The sequence below is a fragment of the Acinetobacter sp. YH16044 genome (assembly GCF_013417145.1).
GTDB classification, from domain to species: domain Bacteria; phylum Pseudomonadota; class Gammaproteobacteria; order Pseudomonadales; family Moraxellaceae; genus Acinetobacter; species Acinetobacter amyesii.
Map to the genome: position 1 here is coordinate 23,840 of NZ_VPEK01000024.1, position 18,932 is coordinate 42,771.

General features: G+C 39.4%; 17 protein-coding genes. 6 read left to right on the forward strand and 11 right to left on the reverse strand.

Annotation, left to right across the window (positions count from 1 at the left end):
- Positions 1–22 precede the first annotated feature (22 nt).
- On the reverse strand, positions 23–1,786 hold the full coding sequence (locus FTV38_RS12745; RefSeq protein ID WP_373887013.1) for an ABC transporter substrate-binding protein: 1,764 nt from the start codon (positions 1,784–1,786) through the stop codon (positions 23–25).
- A 67-nt stretch (positions 1,787–1,853) separates the two neighbouring features.
- Entirely contained in the window at positions 1,854–3,581 is a 1,728-nt protein-coding gene (locus tag FTV38_RS12750) for an ABC transporter substrate-binding protein (RefSeq protein WP_180022680.1), read from the reverse strand.
- Between the two features lie 773 nt (positions 3,582–4,354).
- Here FTV38_RS12750 and FTV38_RS12755 point away from each other — a divergent pair.
- The 5 genes from FTV38_RS12755 to FTV38_RS12775 all read left to right on the forward strand — a co-directional run bounded on the left by FTV38_RS12755 (position 4,355) and on the right by FTV38_RS12775 (position 9,677).
- A complete protein-coding gene (locus tag FTV38_RS12755) occupies positions 4,355–7,066 on the forward strand; it encodes a TonB-dependent receptor (protein ID WP_180022670.1) in 2,712 nt (903 codons plus the stop codon).
- 148 nt (positions 7,067–7,214) lie between these two features.
- Entirely contained in the window at positions 7,215–7,913 is a 699-nt protein-coding gene (locus FTV38_RS12760; RefSeq protein ID WP_180022671.1) for an energy transducer TonB, read from the forward strand.
- A gap of 28 nt (positions 7,914–7,941) precedes the next feature.
- Positions 7,942–8,805 carry a MotA/TolQ/ExbB proton channel family protein gene (locus tag FTV38_RS12765; RefSeq protein ID WP_078194237.1) on the forward strand — a complete coding sequence of 288 codons (864 nt, stop codon included), beginning with the start codon at positions 7,942–7,944 and terminating at the stop codon, positions 8,803–8,805.
- Positions 8,806–8,819: 14 nt separating this feature from the next.
- Positions 8,820–9,245 carry a biopolymer transporter ExbD gene (locus FTV38_RS12770; protein ID WP_078190074.1) on the forward strand — a complete coding sequence of 142 codons (426 nt, stop codon included), beginning with the start codon at positions 8,820–8,822 and terminating at the stop codon, positions 9,243–9,245.
- A gap of 18 nt (positions 9,246–9,263) precedes the next feature.
- Positions 9,264–9,677: a biopolymer transporter ExbD gene (locus FTV38_RS12775; RefSeq protein ID WP_078190075.1), complete on the forward strand. Its 414-nt coding sequence runs from the start codon at positions 9,264–9,266 to the stop codon at positions 9,675–9,677.
- A gap of 104 nt (positions 9,678–9,781) precedes the next feature.
- Here FTV38_RS12775 and FTV38_RS12780 read toward each other — a convergent pair whose 3' ends face one another.
- The 6 genes from FTV38_RS12780 to FTV38_RS12805 form a co-directional block, all read right to left on the reverse strand.
- Complete coding sequence (locus tag FTV38_RS12780; RefSeq protein ID WP_180022672.1) at positions 9,782–10,240, reverse strand: nucleoside deaminase; 459 nt, start codon at positions 10,238–10,240, stop codon at positions 9,782–9,784.
- Between the two features lie 39 nt (positions 10,241–10,279).
- Complete coding sequence (bioD, locus tag FTV38_RS12785) at positions 10,280–10,924, reverse strand: dethiobiotin synthase (protein WP_180022673.1); 645 nt, start codon at positions 10,922–10,924, stop codon at positions 10,280–10,282.
- On the reverse strand, positions 10,921–11,709 hold the full coding sequence (bioC, locus tag FTV38_RS12790) for a malonyl-ACP O-methyltransferase BioC (protein WP_180022674.1): 789 nt from the start codon (positions 11,707–11,709) through the stop codon (positions 10,921–10,923). Before bioC ends, bioD begins: the two co-directional genes overlap by 4 nt.
- A gap of 7 nt (positions 11,710–11,716) precedes the next feature.
- Positions 11,717–12,874 carry an 8-amino-7-oxononanoate synthase gene (locus FTV38_RS12795; protein WP_180022675.1) on the reverse strand — a complete coding sequence of 386 codons (1,158 nt, stop codon included), beginning with the start codon at positions 12,872–12,874 and terminating at the stop codon, positions 11,717–11,719.
- Positions 12,871–14,163, reverse strand: coding sequence for an adenosylmethionine--8-amino-7-oxononanoate transaminase (bioA, locus tag FTV38_RS12800; RefSeq protein ID WP_180022676.1), 1,293 nt, complete (start codon positions 14,161–14,163; stop codon positions 12,871–12,873). The genes FTV38_RS12795 and bioA overlap by 4 nt, the downstream gene beginning before the upstream one ends.
- A gap of 86 nt (positions 14,164–14,249) precedes the next feature.
- Positions 14,250–15,011, reverse strand: a complete 762-nt coding sequence (locus FTV38_RS12805) for a YqiA/YcfP family alpha/beta fold hydrolase (protein WP_180022677.1) — start codon at positions 15,009–15,011, stop codon at positions 14,250–14,252.
- 193 nt (positions 15,012–15,204) lie between these two features.
- Between FTV38_RS12805 and FTV38_RS12810 the strand changes: the two genes are divergently transcribed.
- On the forward strand, positions 15,205–15,738 hold the full coding sequence (locus tag FTV38_RS12810; protein ID WP_373887012.1) for a peroxiredoxin: 534 nt from the start codon (positions 15,205–15,207) through the stop codon (positions 15,736–15,738).
- Positions 15,739–15,795: 57 nt separating this feature from the next.
- On the opposite strand, the gene bfr is transcribed toward FTV38_RS12810, so the two are convergent.
- The 3 genes from bfr to FTV38_RS12825 all read right to left on the reverse strand — a co-directional run bounded on the left by bfr (position 15,796) and on the right by FTV38_RS12825 (position 18,723).
- Positions 15,796–16,260, reverse strand: coding sequence for a bacterioferritin (bfr, locus tag FTV38_RS12815; RefSeq protein WP_067762676.1), 465 nt, complete (start codon positions 16,258–16,260; stop codon positions 15,796–15,798).
- A gap of 346 nt (positions 16,261–16,606) precedes the next feature.
- Positions 16,607–17,581: a 23S rRNA (adenine(1618)-N(6))-methyltransferase RlmF gene (rlmF, locus tag FTV38_RS12820; RefSeq protein ID WP_180022679.1), complete on the reverse strand. Its 975-nt coding sequence runs from the start codon at positions 17,579–17,581 to the stop codon at positions 16,607–16,609.
- 353 nt (positions 17,582–17,934) lie between these two features.
- The gene (locus FTV38_RS12825) at positions 17,935–18,723 is read right to left on the reverse strand and encodes a hypothetical protein (RefSeq protein ID WP_180011991.1); all 789 of its coding nucleotides are present in this window, start codon (positions 18,721–18,723) and stop codon (positions 17,935–17,937) included.
- Positions 18,724–18,932 lie beyond the last annotated feature (209 nt).

The following is an 18,932-nucleotide window of genomic DNA, read 5'->3' on the forward strand; positions in this document are numbered from 1 at the left end:
ATTTCTCCAGTTTTGTTCCATTTTATTTTTTCGGGTCAATATCGATGTACATCCATTCTGTTGCCAAAATTGGATGCTTTTTATAACCAATCACGCGTGGTTGCGACAACACACTACGGTAACGTGCATAATTAATTTGGACAGGCATGTACACTTCTAATATGCGTGACATTTTCCGATAGATTGCATCACGCTCCGGTCCCGGTTTCATACGCTGCGTCTGTTCATATAAACGGTCGTATTCAGGAATTTTTGAACAGCCGTTGTTGGTGACATTGATATTTTTGCCATAGAACAATTGCATAAAATTGTCTGCATCTGGATAGTCTGCGATCCATGCAGATGCTTTAAACATGGTTTTACACTGTTTTTCGGCTTTTAAAGCTTCTGCAAATGGCATCGACTTTGTTGTCATTTTAATTTTGATGCTATCTAAAGTTTTCTTCCAAAATTCGCCCAACTGCTGACTACGGCTACTATTGCCCGATATCGTCATTTCAATCGTAAGCGGTTTACCATTCGGTTGAGTACGCCAGCCATCTGCGCCGATTTTATAGTTATAACGATCGAGCAATAAATTTGCCGCTTTAACTGAGTATGGAATACTCGACTTATAATTCGGGTCATAGCCGACAACGCCGAGTGGAATTGGGCTTTGTAATTTTTGTGCATCACCATTCATCAAAATTTTGATTTGATTATCTGCTGAATAAGCCATCGCCATTGCACGACGTAATGCAATTTTTTCTTTACTAAAACCTCCAACCACAGGGTTTTGCATATTCCAATAGTGATAGTCGATAGAGGGGTCAGAAATCCGCGACATTTGGATGCCTTTTTTAGCCAACTCAGGCTTTAACTCTCCATCTTTTAAGGCTTGTACCGACAAATCTCCATCTAGTACCAACAAATCCGCTTCATTTTTTGCAAAGGTCAACCAACGTGATTGTGATTCTTCCATCACCTGAATATCAATCACGCCAATTTGCGGCATTTTTTTGCCTTGCATGGCTTTTACAATCTTTTCATCTTTGGCATCTGATGCTTTAAAGTCCCAGACAAAGCCACGATAGTTTGGATTGGCCTTTAAAATAATTCGTGAACCAGGTGTCCAGCGTGTCAAAATATATGGCCCTGTGCCCACAGGTTTACCCATCACAAAACCCGCTTTGTCTCGATATTTTTCGACCACTTCACGTGCCATGGCCGATGCAGGTTGATGAGCCAATAACATTGGAAAGTTTTGATCTGGAGAATTTAAACGAATGACAAGGGTATACCGATCAGGGGTTTGTATGCCTTCAATGGGCGCATCATAATCAAACTTACCTGTTTTTTTCGCCTTATCTAAAACCTTCTCCATGCCTAAAATGCGGCCATCGAGTAGCCAACTGTTTGGTGAGCGAAGTTGTGGATCGACTAAACGTCTAAAGGTATATGCATAATCAGCCGAGGTTAACTCTCTTTTCTTGCCCTTAAACACAGGATCATCAGCAAAATAAATGCCTTTTTGCAGGCGAATGGTATAAGTCAAACCATCAGCACTGATTTCTGGCATCGCAGCCGCCGTTTTAGGAACCAACTTTGCTGGTGATGCTAAATAGTCATAGGTATATAAGGTTTCAAAGATTGATGTATTCACATGTGCAGAATACAGATCATGCACGCCAACTGGGTCAAAACCTGTTTCTGCGACAGGGAAAATATGACGTAAAACTTTATTTGGATCTGCTGGATTCTTTGCCGATGCTAATGTCGGCATCGCATTGAACAACACTCCCCCCATCAAACACGCTGTAGCAAATTTGGTTAGCGTAAAATTCGAATTTCGCTTCATTGTAATCCTGACTCAATTATTTTTTACTAGGCTGAATATCGAGATATTGCCAACTGGTGTTCATCATTGGATGTGTTTTATACCCCTGAATTTCAGGGTGAATTAACCAATTACGAATCCGTGTAGAATGGATAATCCAAGGGTTATCCGCTTCAATTTGACGGTTCATTTTTTCATAAAAAGGTTCACGATCTTTAGGTTTCAACACAATTGCTTGTTTATATAATGCGTCATAAGCTTTAGATTGATAACAACTTAAATTCCCTTGTCCTGAATTTGGCCCATATAGTAATTGAGCAAAGTTCTCCCCTTCAGGATAATCTGCAATCCACGCTCCAGACCACATCATATATTTACATTGCATTGCTTCTTTTAAATTGTCAGCAAAGTTACTGACCTTAAACTGTACCCGTATCCCAATGGCATCGAGATTTTTTTTCCACAACTCAGATTGAATCACCGATTTAGAGCTATTTTCAGTATTTATTTTTAAGATCAACGCTTTACCATCGGGCAAGGTTCGATAACCATCAGCACCTTTCTTATACCCAAATCGATCCAGTAATTTATTAGCCAGCAATGGGTTATATCCCAAACTGCTGCGATATTTTGGATTAAAGCCGCTCACGCCTTCTGGTAAAAACATTTCAGCCTTTACGGCCTGCCCTTGATATAACTGTTTAATCGCTTCAGCTTGATTGTATGACATGCTGATGGCACGGCGTAAAGCGATCTTTTCAAGGCTTTGACCACCGACAAGCGGGTCTTGCATATTGAACATGCTGTAGGTGATTTCAGCATCTTTATTTGGATAATGCTTAATGCCGAGCTTTTGCATATCCGGCTTTAGTTTATTTTGCGAATCTAAGGCTTGTGGTACTGCATTTGAGGTCAATTTATCAAAATTCAGCTGCCCTGTTTTAAATGCTAACCACCGAGACTGTTCTTCTTCAATAATACTGACGGAAACCTTGCCGATTTGTGGCATTTTCTTCCCGTTCATTTCTTTAACTAACTGATTGTGCCAAGCGGTGCCTGTCGATTTAAAATTCCAGACAAAACCACGATAATTCGGGTTTGCAACCAATTCTATCTTGCTACGTGGAACATATTTACTGAGCTGATACGGTCCTGTTCCCACAGGATGCTGTGCAATTTTATTGCCATAAAATTCAACAACTTCTTTTGAAATTGCACCAAACGTAACATAGGCCAAAATATATTGGAAATTATAGTCAGGGCGCGTCAAAGTAATTTGCAAAGTATAAGGATCTATCGCTTTTAGGCCGGCAATTGCTGCATTGTAATTAAATTTTCCTGACTTTTTTGCATCCGCAACGACCGCATCCCCCCCTAAGATCTTGCCATCAATAAATGAATAAGTCGGAGAACGGTTAGCTGGATCTAAAATTCGCTGAATTGCGTAAATGTAATCTTGCGCAACTAGCTCGCGTTTTTTTCCCTTAAAGGCTGGATCATCTGAAAAATGGATGCCTCGTTTGATTTTGAAGGTATAGACTTTTCCTTCTTGTTCAATCTTTGGCATCGTTTCAATAGTATTTGGAACAAGAACAACAGGACGTGCTAGATAGTCATATTTCAATAAGGGTTCAAAAATCGCTTCCGCAATATTGCCACTATAATAATTATAGGTTTTGACCATATCAAAACCATCATCAGGTGCTTCAAATGCAATATTTAAAACTTTATTCGATTGTGCAGAAGCTTGAACCTCGGCCATCATCCCTGTTGAAATTAATAATGCAAGGAGCGCTATTTTAAATTTTCTAGTTTCCAAACCTTTTCCTTTCTGATGATTTTTTAATAATACAAAGCCGCAAGCAGACTTTAAATAAAGCCACCCTCACTAAAATAAAACAATCCAGTTTAAATTGAGTTTTAAACGTAGAACTTAATACAGCAATTAATATAAAGCGAAATTCATGCCACCACTCCTTGGTTGAAAGTTATCTGAATTAAATATCCTTTTAAATTCATTTTTTAAGATAAATTTATACTAATAGCGACTTTCCGAGTAAAGCTCGTTTTTATCAAAAATTCAACTCTCGGATGTGTACTCATCCATGCACATTCTGCACAAATATAATACATTCCTGATTCATAATGGATCACGATCAGATGAAATGACAGACAACAGACAACTAAATAACTGAATTTATGGTTTTTATTTTTTATTTATTTATCTTATTAGCCTTATAAATCAAACACATAAATATGAATTAAATCACACTTTTTATGGTTTAATTTGCACCTAATCATGTTTTTAAATTTTTTTTTTGATCAAATGTTAAATTCCCAATAAACCCCAATCAAAAGGATAATTTTAAAAAATATACTTACCGTTCATCTTAAATTTCTCCAATTTAAAATCAATAATGTAGATATTTATCAGTATTTTATATTTGAAAATATAATTTAAATATAAATATGGCACTTGAATTGCTTAAAAAGAATCAAGCAATATCGCTAACTACAACAAAAAGGAATACTTTTACTATGAAAGAGAAAAAAAATGCTAAATCTGTGGGGGGCACACCATTTAGCAAAACAATACTTAAATTAAGTACTCTTAGTTTAAGTATGCTGTGTTTATCTTTAGCGCATGCAGCAGAAACAAATGAAGAAGAAACAGTTAAGCCAACAAAAGTAGCCAAAGTAACTGTGACTGGTTCATCCATTAAAGGGGTTTCTGCTCAAAGTTCTTCACCTATTACGGTGATTAAAGTTGAAGAATTAACTAAACAAGGGGTTACAACGACTGAAGAAGCCTTAATAAAAATTAGTGCGAACCAAGCGGGCTACAGTACAGCGCAAAACGTTGGTGCAAGTAATACGTCAGGCTCAACAGCGAACTTACGTGGCCTAGGATCAGATAAAACCCTTGTCCTACTTAATGGACGTCGTTTGGCTTATAGCCCATTTAGTACATCTGAGACCAACTTAAATACTATTCCGCTTGCAATGGTTGAACGTATTGAGGTTTTACGTGATGGTGCCTCTGCAACTTATGGTGCAGATGCAATTGCAGGTGTAATTAACTTTATTACCAAAAAACAATACACAGGCTTAGGTATTAGCGGTGGTTTACTCAAACCAGAAGATAAAGGCGGCGAAGAATACGATGTTTCGATTTTTGGTGGCTATGGCGACTTAGATGAACAAGGTTTTAACGTTTATGGCGCAATTGACTACCGTAAAGCCAAAGAAATTATGGCAAAAGACCGTAAAGTCAGCCGTCGTGGTGGCCTTCTACCTGAGTTAGGTATCGATGCTGGTTCAGCAAATGGCTTCCCTGCTAACTTTCTTGATCCAAACGGCGGGCCTTTAGATGATGAAGGCAATCCTGAAGGTGTTCTCGCAAACCCATACGGTGGAGCTGCAAACTGTAATAACTTAGTCAATGTAGTTGAAGATGGCGGACTATGTTTCCTCAACACCCAAGCATTAATTGGTATTCAGCCAGAAACTGAGGACTTGTCTGCAATTGGTCGTGCAACCATCAAACTTAGCGATAACTTCAACGCTATTGGTGAATATGTCTATGCAAAAAGCAAAGTGACGACTTCTATTGCTCCAGACGTCTACAGCCGCTCTGTCACGATTCCTAAAAGCAGTCAATATTATCCAGGCGAGGGTATTACCCCTGGTGTAGATGGTCTAAGTGGTGATCCATTACAACTTTACTTACGCTCTCAAGCGGGCAACCGTGTTTCACAATCTATCAATGAATCACATCGTATTTTTGCCGGACTTGAAGGTGAAGCATACGGTTGGGATATCAACGGTGGCGTAACTTACGCAAAAGGCGAAGCATCAGATAGCTTTGTAAGTGGATACTTAAATCGTAACAAACTACAAGAAGGATTAAATGACGGCACAATCAACCCATTTGGTCCATCTGCAGATGCTAACGTTTGGAACGCATTAAATGTGAGTGGTACAACAAACGAAGCAACACTTGATTCCACAACATTTGACTTTACCGTGAGCCGCCCGATTTACACCTTACCAGCTGGTGATGTTGGTTTTGCATTTGGTGGAAGTTTTACAACTCAAGATTGGGAAGCAAAAGTAAACTCTGAGTTAGTACGCCTTGTACCGGGTAGTGGTATTGACCCTGATAAACCTCTGAGTAAAGGTGACCGAGATATTACTGCCGCTTTTGCTGAGCTTCAAATTCCAATTACCAAAACAATTGAAGCTCAACTTGCAGCACGTTATGACGACTACAGCGATTTTGGCGATACGTTCAATCCAAAAGTCGGTATTCGTTGGGAACCAATGAAGCAACTTATGTTCCGTAGTACCTACAGTACTGGTTTCCGTGCTCCAAGCCTTTGGGAAATTAATGCGCAACAAAGTAAAACCTACACTGGCGCAAAATATAACGACCCTGTCCTTTGCCCAGGTGGTAATCCAACTTCACCTCAATATCAAACCGAATGTAATACTCAATTCTACCGTATGCAAGGTGGTAACCCAGATCTTCAGCCAGAAGAATCTAAAACATTTACCGCAGGTTTTGTTTACGAACCAATTAAAAACTTAGTTTTAGCTGTTGATTATTACAACATTGAAATTGAAGAATTAGTTGGCCAAGTGGGTGAAACTTCAATTTTTGAAGATCCTGAGAAATATGCTTCATTATTCGTGCGTGGTGCCGATGGTCGTATTGAATACATCAATACCATTCTAATGAATACAGGGGGTATTAAAACTCAAGGTATCGACATTAGCTTAGATTACCTTTCACCATTAACCGCGACAGGTCGTTTTGGCTTTGGCATTAATGGTACCTATGTCATCAAAAATGACTACCAAGAAGAAAAAGGCGGTGATTGGGAAGGCTTAGTAGGTGTGTATGACGACCCTGCTGTTTTACGTTGGAAGCACACAGCGAACCTAAATTGGAGCTATGAAAACTGGAAAATCATCTTCGAACAACAGTTCTTCCGCGGCTACGATGACCAAAACCAAATCGGCGAAGAAAAATTTGATAAACACCGTGTGCCTGATTACACACTGTATAACGTTGCAGGAACATACAGTGGTTTCAAAAACTTAGAAATCACGGGTGGTATCAAAAACCTATTTGCTGAAGAGCCTGCTGCATCGAACGTATTAGATAACTTCCAATATGGTTATGACCCTCGTTATAGCGATCCTACTGGTCGTACATTCTATGTCCGTGGTACTTACAAGTTCTAAAAGCTAAATTTGCCAGTACGATTCCAACTGGAATTGTACTGGCACTATTTATTTAATTAATTAGTCAAACATAAAAAATGCAAAAAACACTTATATCTCAAGTGCCAATTTCACTATTGATTGTTTGTCTCACATTTCAGGAGTAGTAATGGGCAAAAGCTTTTCCGAATTAGAAAATAATTCCGGCAAACGCCTGATCGGAATTGGGGCAGTCATTCTTCTGCATCTCATTGTACTCTACGGATTAATTACTGGCCTGTCCAAAAAAGGTGAGAAAACTGTAGAAGAACCTGTTGAATTAATCATTATTCAAGATAAAAAACCTGAGCCAGAAAAACCGAAACCAATTGAAAAACCACCTGAACTACCAAAACTCGTTAAGGAAGTGCTCAAAACACCAGACCCTCAACCTGAACAAAAGGTTGTTGAAAAAGCTGCACCAACACAAACAGTTAAAGCCGTTTCAACACCTACGCCTACAACCTCTCCATCTCCTAGCCCTGTTGCAGCACCTGCACCAGTCGCTGCGGCAGCACCCGCTCCTGCCCCTGCTCCAAAACCAGCTGGGGAAACACGTGGTGCATCTGAGGGAAGCGTTGGATGTAAAGAACCAGATTACCCTCGTGAAGCTGCAATGGCAGAAGAAGTAGGAACTGTCCGCATCTCTGTATTGGTTGGGCCTGACGGCAGTGCGAAACAAGTGAAGGTCAAAAAATCGAGTGGTACTAAATCTCTAGATAAGGCTGCTAGCAAAGCATTCAGCTTATGTACATTTAAGCCTGCACTCAAAAATGGTGAGCCAGTTGAAGATTGGTTTGATATTGAATACGAATTTAAACTTGATTAATGAATCTACAAAAATTTGGAGAATATAAATGAATAAAATGATGAAATCTGCGCGTATTTTTGCATCTGCTACAGTTTTAGTAACAAGTACATTACTCCCACTGCAAGCAGCATTTGCTGAAGAATCTGCAAATACTGCAACAACACAAGTAGAAACTACGAATACAACAAATACACCTGCACCGCCACCAATGCCTACAGCAACCAAAGAAGTCTATAACCCGTATGGCTTAGAAGCACTATGGCGTGAAGGTGACATCGTTGCTAAATCGACACTCTTTATCTTGGTCCTGATGTCGATTGGAACTTGGTACATCATGGTCACTAAATTTATTCAACAAGCTAAAATTAAACGTCAAGGCAAAGAAGCCGAAGCTAAATTTTGGGATGCTGCTTCAATTGATAGCGCAGCAGAAACCTTAGACGAATCGAGTGCATACCGCTTTATTGCAGAAAAAGGCATTAATTCAACCAAAAAACATGGCGGTAATCTGCTGGAACGTATCGACTTCAACACATGGGTGACTATTTCAATCCAGCGTGCTATCGATAAAATTCAAAGCCATTTAAGTGGTGGATTGGCTTTTCTCGCAACTGTCGGTTCGACTGCACCATTTGTGGGTTTGTTCGGTACAGTTTGGGGTATTTACCATGCTTTAACGGCAATTGGTATTTCAGGTCAAGCATCTATTGATAAAGTTGCAGGCCCAGTCGGTGAAGCCCTAATTATGACGGCAATTGGTTTGGCTGTAGCAGTACCTGCGGTTCTTGGCTATAACTGGTTAACGCGTCGTAATAAAGCAGTTCTAGATAATGTTCGTACCTTTGGTTCAGATCTACACACCGTACTTTTAAGCGGTGAGATCAAAAACAATAATAACGACACCAAATAAGAGAGGCATCAGCCATGGGAATGATGGTCAATTCAGATGGTGACGAAGATGATGTAATTTCAGCCATTAATACAACACCTTTGGTTGATATTATGTTGGTACTGCTCATTATTTTCTTAATTACAGTACCTGTTGCAATCCATACAGTTCCGGTGAAGTTACCTGAGGAAAAGAACACTCCTTATGAAACCAAACCGATCAATATTCAGATTGCTGTCAATAAAAATGGCGATATCTTCTGGAATGAAAAATACATTGCAGATAAAGATACGCTGATCAGTCGACTACAAGCGGAAGCTAAAAAGCGTCCGCAACCTGAAGTTCATATCCGTGGCGATCAGGTGACAAAATATGAAGCGATTGATGAAGTCATTAGTGCAACACAAGCAGCAGGAATTGGCAAAATTGCTTTTGTCACTACTCCTGTTGCCGCACCATAATCGGATGAGGGACAAGGTATGGGAATGAATGTCGGTTCCGATAAAGACGATGATGTTATGTTGGACGTCAACATGACGCCATTGATCGATGTGATGTTGGTTTTGCTCATTATGTTTATTATCACAATTCCAATTCCAAATAATTCGATCAATATTGATTTGCCAAACGGTACGCCACCGCCAACCAATGAAAAGCCGCCTGAGCCGGTCACTTTACGCATTGATGCACAAGGTAAATTATTTTGGAATGGTCAACCCGTTGCCAATAAGCAAGCTTTAGAAACACTTTTTGCTGGTGTTGCACAACAAGCAGATCAGGATACGATCAAAGTGCAACCTGACAAAATGACAGAATATAAAGATGTCGCAATGGTGATGGCCGCAGCACAACGTTTGAATGTCAAAAAAATTGGGGTCTCAGCAAATCAATAATTGCTCCCCAACAAAAAAAGCCAACTGATCACCTCAGTTGGCTTTTTTAATTCTTCACAGAAATCTATACAGTTAGTGACTCAGAAATAAACACATAGTATTTATTAAGTATTTTTCTGCTTCCAAAAATCATATAGCTCATGATCAGAGTTTGGCTTTAACTGACTAAAACTCAACCCTTGCTGTTCATGTGGTTCATGTCTTAATTTTTCGGCAATCTCTGCTGTAGATAAGCCATAGGCTTCTGCATCAGCATTTGAATAGGCATACACAATTTTTTCAACTCCAACCATTCGCAGAGCTGCCAAACACATTGGACACGGTTGTCCGCTCGCATAAACGACACAGTCCTTCAAAGACGTCGTATTTAAATTTTGTGCGGCTTGTCTTAATGCATTTAACTCGGCATGAGATGTCGGATCGCCTGAGATTAATATTTGATTCACCCCTGTACTCACCACAGCACCATGCTTAACGATCACAGCACCAAATGGTCGCCCACCTTGCTCAATATTTTCTTTCGCAAGTTGAATCGCAAGTTCTATAAACGCATGATCCGTCATAAATACGCCCAATTATTGTCAATATAAAGAGTTAGCCCATTATGCCAATACAGGAACATCAATCCATAACGCCTCTGGAAAGTGTTTCGCTAAATATGCTTTTAAATATTCAGCAGTATCTTTAGAAATCAATGCATCTTGCGATTCATCATTTAAATTATAAGCCAGTGCATAAAGCACTAAGCCACGACTTTTTAGTGCTTCCAAACTTAAAATCGTATGGTTAATGCTGCCCAAACGACCTGATGTCACCAAAATAACGGGATATTGTTTCTCTACAACATAGTTGATGGTTAAAAGGTCTGTGGTTAAAGGCACCATCAAACCACCCGCACCTTCGACTAAAACGTTGTCATATTTTTCAGTTAAACGTTTTGTCGCATATTCAATTTTAGCAAAATCAATGTCACGTCCATCGATTTTGGTGGCGAGATGTGGCGACGCAGGATAACTAAATATTTCAGGCATCGTGAGTTTGGTTTCATCTTCGACCAACAACCCCGTGCCCATAATTTGACGATGTTGTTCTATATCCTCAGAAATATCAACATTGCCTGTTTGGATCAACTTTTGCGTGATCGTTCGCGCCCCTTGTTCATTCCATATTTTAGCCAAATAGCCCGTGGTATATGTTTTACCGATGCCTGTATCGATCCCACTAATGAAATAAACTTGCCCTGTCATGGCATTCTCCGTGCAATACAAAAAATCGGATGATAGGTCAGTGCATAACGCATCTGCCCAGATTCATCACGCAAAGAAAACTGTTGATATGCTGAATAAAAATCAAAGAGCGATTGTTTCGTCCAACGAAAATGTGAGGCTGTCGCAGTCACACCTGTCGCTTTTAAATGCTGCAAAACCTGCTTTGGATGATCAAAATATAATGCCGCTGTCTGCTCTGAAAGATGCAGAATTTCAAAACCATTTTGACTTAATATAGCTTGAAGCATATCGATATCGAGGTAGTCCAAACCCTGCCCAGTCAAAGCTTTTATTTCCTGTAAATTCTGCTGTCCAAAGGTCGAAAAACAAAAATATGCCTCTGGATTTAAACTTTGAAAGGCTTTTTCGACAATGCCCGCAAAGTTCCCTACCCATTGCAAAGCCGAACTCGATGCGATCAAGTCGATATGCTGTGGAAATTCAAGTTGTTCGATATCTCCAAGTCTGTACTGAATCTGTGGACTTGACGGAAAATGCTGTTGAATTTCTGCATATAGATCATTTAAAACCATACGATTGATTTGCATATTTTCCAGCATTAAATGGCTTAAATTCCCCGGGCCACATCCAATTTCAAAAAGCGTTTCCACAGGATGATTTTGCAACTTTGGACAATACTGCTGCATCAACTCAAATAAATGTTGAGCAATCTCTTTTTGTGCTACGGCATGTTCAGCATAGCTGTGCCCTGCCTGAGCAAAGCGTAACGCCACTTGGGATTTATCAATCTCAAAATTATTCACAAGTCACTCACAACAATTGAGTCAACTGATCCAAATCAGTTTGTGTAATCTGAGCAGTGAGTGAAATGCGTAAGCGCGAACTATGCTGCGGCACAGTGGGCGGACGTACAGGCATGATATAAAAACCTGCCGCTTGCAAAGCTTGAGCCTTGGCAACAGTTTTATTCGACTCGCCAATAATGACGGGCACAATATGTGATGTAGATGGACAATCAAAACCTTTGTCTTGCACCGCTTGTTGCAAATTTTGACTGATTTGCTGTAAATGGTGACGCTCTGCTTTTAAATTTAAAACATTCTTGAAAATAAAATCTGTCCACGCCATACAGATCGGGGGCTGTGCAGTACTAAAAATCAACGGTCGCATCGAGTTAATCAAATAGTCACGAATAATCGCATGACAGATGAGATACCCCCCTATTGAAGCCAGTGCTTTACCAAATGTCCCGACTAAAAGATCAATATCATCAATCGTCTGATATTGTTCAGCACAGCCTAAACCACGCTCACCGCGCACACCGATTGCATGCGCCTCATCGACATACAACATCACTTTGGGAAATTGTTTTTTGATCCGTACCAGTTCAGCCAAATCGGTTTCATCACCATCCATACTGAAAATCGATTCAGTCACCACAATGATCCGCTCAAAAGCCTCATCTTCATGATATTTGCATAAAAGCTGAGAAAGATGCGCCAAATCATTATGGCGATAACGTACATATTTCGCACTCGATAATCGGATGCCATCAATCATACTGGCATGAATCAGCTTATCCGCCAATATCAAGGTTTTACTGTCTGCCAGTGCAGGTAAAATCCCGATATTCATGTGATAGCCGCTATTAAATAACAGTGCTGATCGGCCATGAAAGGCATCACTTAATGTTGATTCAAGTTGTTCATATTCAGGAAAGTTTCCAGTTAATAAACGCGAAGAGGATGAACTCATCCAACGCTGTGCGTTCGGGGTTTCATCAAAAAATTGTTCACGTAGATGTAGGTTTGAAGCCAGACCTAAATAGTCATTTGACGCTAAATTCAACATATTGTGATTGTGAATACTGATGCAATGATCGTGCTGAAGATTAGAAGTGAACTGACGTAAGTTGCCTTGCTGTTTCAGTTGATCAAGTTGATCTGAAAAATGGCTAAGCAGATTCATACCGACTGCCCCATGTTTTTCACCACCTCAACCATTTGTTCTAGCAAAATTTTTAATTCATACTCAGAAATAATATAGGGCGGCATCACATAAACTAGCTTACCGAATGGACGAATCCAAATGCCACGACGGACAAACTCCTGTTGTAGCATTTTCATATCTACATTGAAGGTCAATTCCACCACACCAATAGCACCAAGTATTCGCACATCTTTGACATGTTCAAGCGATGAAAGTGCTAGTAAATGAAACTTCAATTGAGTTTCGATACGTCGAATATTGGCTTGCCAATCTTGAGAAAGCAGCAGTTCGGTACTTTTTACAGCCACAGCGCAAGCCAAAGGATTTGCCATAAAGGTTGGGCCATGCATAAACACGCCGGCTTCGCCTTGGCTAATCGTATTTGCGACTTTCTGCGTAGTCAGGGTTGCAGACAAGGTCATATAACCGCCTGTCAGTCCTTTACCAATACACATAATATCTGGCTCGACTGCAGCCCATTCCCAAGCAAAGAGTTTTCCTGTTCGCCCAAAGCCAGTCGCAATCTCATCAAAGATCAGCAAGATATTGTATTGCTTGCAGAGTAATTTAGCTTGACGCAAATATTCAGGATGATAGAAACGCATACCTCCTGCGCCTTGTACAATCGGCTCAAGAATCAATCCCGCAATATTTTCATGCTGTTCAATCAGAGTCTTTTCTAGTTCAGCAATATCCGCTGAATTCCACGCTTGGTCAAAGCCAATTTGCGGCGCAGGAACAAAAATTCGATTTGGCAAACTTGGGCCAAAAATTTGATGCATCCCTGTCACGGGATCACACACAGACATCGCATTCCAAGTGTCGCCATGATAGCCAGAACGTGGAGTGACAAAATTGGTTTTATTCGGTTGATGCAAAGACGCCCAATACTGCACTGCCATTTTCAAGGCTACTTCGACAGCAACCGAACCTGAATCGGCAAAGAAGATTTTATCTAAACTGGGCGGGGTGATTTTTAACAGTAATTTAGCCAATTGAATCGCGGGATCATGCGTCAATCCACCAAACATGATATGTGACATCTGTTGCAGTTGATCGGTCACAGCCTGATTTAACTCGGGATGGTTATAACCATGAATCGCACACCACCATGAAGACATACCGTCAATCAATTGACGACCATCTTCAAGCTCAATCATCACCCCTTGCGCACGTTTCACTTTAAACGTTGGAAGGGGCTGAGTCATCGATGTATAGGGATGCCAAATATGCTGCTGATCAAATTGTAGATCGGTTAAATTGGCCATCCCTCACTCCATGTATCAGGCTTAAACATCAATGTGGCAAGATGTTAAACCCACGGCAATGAAAAATAAATTGCCATAAAGCCCAGCTAGTCAGAGATTTGTTCTATTTTCTTTAAATATTGGCAGATTTTGCAACTTATGACTTCAGATTGAAACAATGGAAAGCCATGTGAGCCGGAAACCAATTCTGTCTCCAAAAACTTTACAGCTAAATTACGCAATAATCGCTCAACTTTGTAACTAACCAAATAATCTTGCTTAGCAAAAATATGGTATTGATGACCTGTGTAATTTTTCAAGATACTGACATTATTGAGCTTCTCCAAACAGTTCAATCCTGCTCGAAGCACATCTAAATTTTGCGCTTGAATCAAACTTTGCAAGGTGATGAAATCTTGCTTGCTGCTATCAGTGCCCTGACAAACCATATAACCAAACTTTTTTAGGGTCGAAATTGCATCCTGCTCGAAAGATTGTTTGAAGCTTTGAAAACTGACTTGATCCATCGCAGCAGGCCACTGTTCATCAGCCACAAAACTTGGATTTGAACCTAATGTGATCAGCACTTTCTGTTGTTGATATTTTTTTTGAATTTCATCTACCAAAATCGTCGCCAATTGACCACCAAGAGACCAGCCAATAATCACATCAAATTGCTGCGCCAATTCAACTTTCTGTTCGAGCACTTCTAGATTTAAGGCATCAAAAATATTCCATAATTCGACCTGATAACCTTGAGCGATCAATGCCTGCTGTAAAGGAGCAAGTAATTTACGACCGCCGCCCCAGCCAGTAATAAGTAAAATATGTTGATTCAATACAAACTCTAAAATTAAACGATTCCACATAGTATAAAAGTTCAAAGCAAGTTTGATAGTGGCATTTCAGCACATCAACCGATTTGCCAAAAGACATTCGCAATCGACTTCAATAAATATAAAATCAGCCAGCCTACAGCGCTTTAAAATTTGCTAAGATCAGATAAAGAACAATATAAACTGATGCTCTATGAAAGTTTCTTCATTGCTAAAAATCTGTTTCATGACATGTGCTTTAATAGCAACGACCCAAATCACAGTTGCTGAAACATCAATACTCAGCACCAGTCAAAACAAACAAAAACAATGGGTAGGCACACCCGCACCCAACTTTAAATTACAAGATCAAAACGGAAAATGGCACGAACTGAAGCAATATCAAGGGAAATGGCTCGTTCTGTACTTTTATCCCAAAGACAACTCACCCGGTTGTACAGAAGAAGCCAATCAATTTAAAACCCTATATCCACAATTTTTAAAAAGTAATGCGGTTGTTTTGGGCGCAAGCTTAGATGATGTTGCATCACATCAAAAGTTCTCTAAAGCACTCGGACTTCCCTTTCCAATTCTTGCCGACCAACAGCACAAGCTGGCTACTCAGTTAGGTATTGTACGAAACTTAGGGATTTTGAAAGTTGCCAAACGTGAAACCTTTCTCATTGACCCGAAAGGCATTATTGTTTATCACTACACCAGTGTGATTACACAGACACATGCGGCGCAAGTCTTGGCAGATATCAAAAGACTACAACAATAGTTTTCATGCCCCAATAAAAAACCCAGCAGAAGCTGGGTTTTTTGGATATTTTTTAAATTACATTTGAGACTGAATATAATTTGGTAGGCCAATAAGTTCGATCAAACGCATTTGCTTTTCAAGCCAGTAAGTATGATCTTCTTCAGTATCTGACATTTGCTGACGCAGCATATCACGGGTCACATAGTCACCCTTTTCTTCACACAATTTTACACCTTGTGCAAGTTTCTCACGAACATGATATTCAAGCGCCAAATCCGCTTTTAAACAGGTCACAACGTCTGTACCGACTTCAATATCATCACGATTCATATTCGGCGTTCCTTCAAGGAACAATACGCGACGAATCAATGCATCTGCATGTGAGCCTTCTTCTTGGCTTTCATGATCGATACGTTCAAAGATTTTGCTCAGGCCCCAATCTTCATACATACGGGAATGAATTAAGTATTGATCACGAGCAGCCAGTTCGCCACCGATCAGCATATTTAAGTAGTCTACGACTTCTGGATTGCCACGCATTTTCTTCACTCCATACCCTTTTCAAATATTATGGACAAGTTTCAAAATGAATGCAAAATATAATTTTTGTAAGTTTATGATTTATATAAAATTTAAATGATAAACATACGCATTTGCAGTTCAATTCCGCGCATTTTTCACATATAAAAGAAGCCCTTGCAGAAAATTTAAGGCATTTAGAACACGAAATAATCAAAAATCGCTAGATGCTGTTTTTTGTAACAATTAACAATGCGTCTTGTTTAGCAAAAATTCGCCGGATTGATCCAAGACGCCATACTTGCAATGCCTCGCCTCTATTCATGGAATAGTGCACTGATGACCCAAATTTCCAAAGAAGACAGACTTAAGCTGAAGTCCAACGTGCATTCTTCCACGCTTGCTGCTGCTTTGAATCTAAAAAAGTCCAAGCGACAAAACGGCTTTCTTTTTGTCCCTGCGTCATTTTAATGGTTTTCACATCCACTGCGCCGCTCTTCGCTAAGGCCTTTAAAAGCACTGGCAATGTTGTTTTCTTGGAAACTAGTGTACTAAACCAAAGGCATTGCTCTGCAAACTGAATGCTCTCTTGCACCATTTGGCAGACAAATCGTTCTTCGCCGCCATCACACCAGAGTTCGTTTTTTTGACCTCCAAAGTTTAACACCACCTTGGTACGATCAACCGGCTTGCCCAGTTTTCTTAATTTTTGCGTTGCTGTCGCGTTGGCTTCATCTTGCGAGGCATGAAATGGCGGATTACACATGGTCAAATCAAAACAATCTGAAGGTTTGATCACACCATTGAAAATATTGCTCGCTTTTTTCTGCAATCGAATCTGAATACCTTTACGCAGATTCGGATTTGCCTCCACAATAAATTGGGCACTTTTAACCGATGCAGCATGAATGTCTGAGCCGACAAATTTCCAGCCATAGCTTCGATGACCAATGATCGGATAAATACAGTTCGCGCCAACGCCAATATCTAAGACTTGAACGGTGTTTCCAGCTGGAATCAGACCTTTATTGTTAGCACTCAACAAGTCAGCCAAATAGTGGATATAGTCCGCTCGCCCCGGAATAGGCGGACAAAGATAATCTTGAGGAATATCCCAATATTGAATGCCATAAAAATGCTTGAGCAATGCTTTATTCAACATTTTCACAGCGTGCGGATCAGAAAAATCTACCGATAAATCGTTATATTTATTTGGGCTGACAAAAGGTGCAAGTTCCTTACAGCTCTTGATTAACTGAGGAAAATCGTAACGACTACGGTGCAGATTTCGTGCATGTAATTCCGACTTTTGCTGCGGAAAAGATTTCTTTGCTTGCGCCATATGTATGCCAATATTCAACGGGAGAACAGAATCATCTGATAAGGCAGGATATCTACCTGCAAATTAGTTGATATTGTACGTGAATTTGACCATCAATGACGCCCCAATCCTTTTATTTGTCTATCTGCAAATCAATAACCACGTGGACATCTATTCTTATTTAATCTGTACATTTTTGGTTGCTATAGCATTAGATTTCATTAAAAAAACCGTGGAAGATGAAGAATCAACAAAAAAGCCCAATCTGTGATGATAGGGCTTTTCATATCAGCATAAAATAATGATTTATATGAAATAAAAGTTAGTATTCGTATAGCGTGTATTATGTTAATTTTAGGGGAACTTAATATTCATTATCCATCTAAATCAAATATATCTAGAGAATCAACATACGGTAAGATCATATAATTATGATCTGATAAATGTCGTTTCAACCTACTACTAGTTTCTTGATTATAAGAATAAATGTTATCTAATTCTTCGAAGAGAGAATCCAGTTTCTCTAAGGTAAAGCTTGGCTTCTTGATAAAAAATAATAAACTCGCACCTAAGCCAACATATTCTAGATCAAAATTCTTATCCAAATATTGGATTAAACTGAAAGATTCAAAAGGAGATAGATCACAACTAAAATATCCATTGAGCTGTGCTGCAAATTTTTCATGATCATTTTCAGAATTAACTAATTTAATTTGAATAACTTCATCTAAAATTTTTTCAGGCTGCTCATTAATTTTTAATAAAACAGATAGGTCTTGATCACTATAATTAAATTTTCCATGTAGATCATGAATGTTCACCTTATTTTCAGATCTTAATAATTGATCAATATGATACTTAACCTGAAATGGCAGGGTGTTGTCATAGCTTATATCTTCATCTTCACCCTCTTCAATAATTTCCGATGTATCAAAATAAAGTCCATCTCCCATCGAAGCATGCATAGACGTATATTCACACTGTCCTATATCTTCTAAAAGCATTAACACTTTCTTAGGAGCATTTTTTGCTTTAATTTCTAAATACAAATTGAGAACATCTTTCCAAGATTTAGATTCACTAATTGTTGCAAAACACAACAATTCTTGAGCCTCATCACTTAAAAGGGGATTTGCTTTCTTTTCGATATTAAGTGTAGTCATAAGATTTTTAGAAAGTTAACTGAAGCCAAGAATTATGTCAGATCTCCTCCATTTAACATAATGGCTGTTATACGAAATGAAATGTTAGAACCCATTTAAAGTGTCTATATTCTCACCAATAAAAATGTCTGGTTTATGATGATTTTTATCACCATGGACTGGATATAAAATATAGATGCTGATCACTATGTCTGACAAAGAAATTCAAC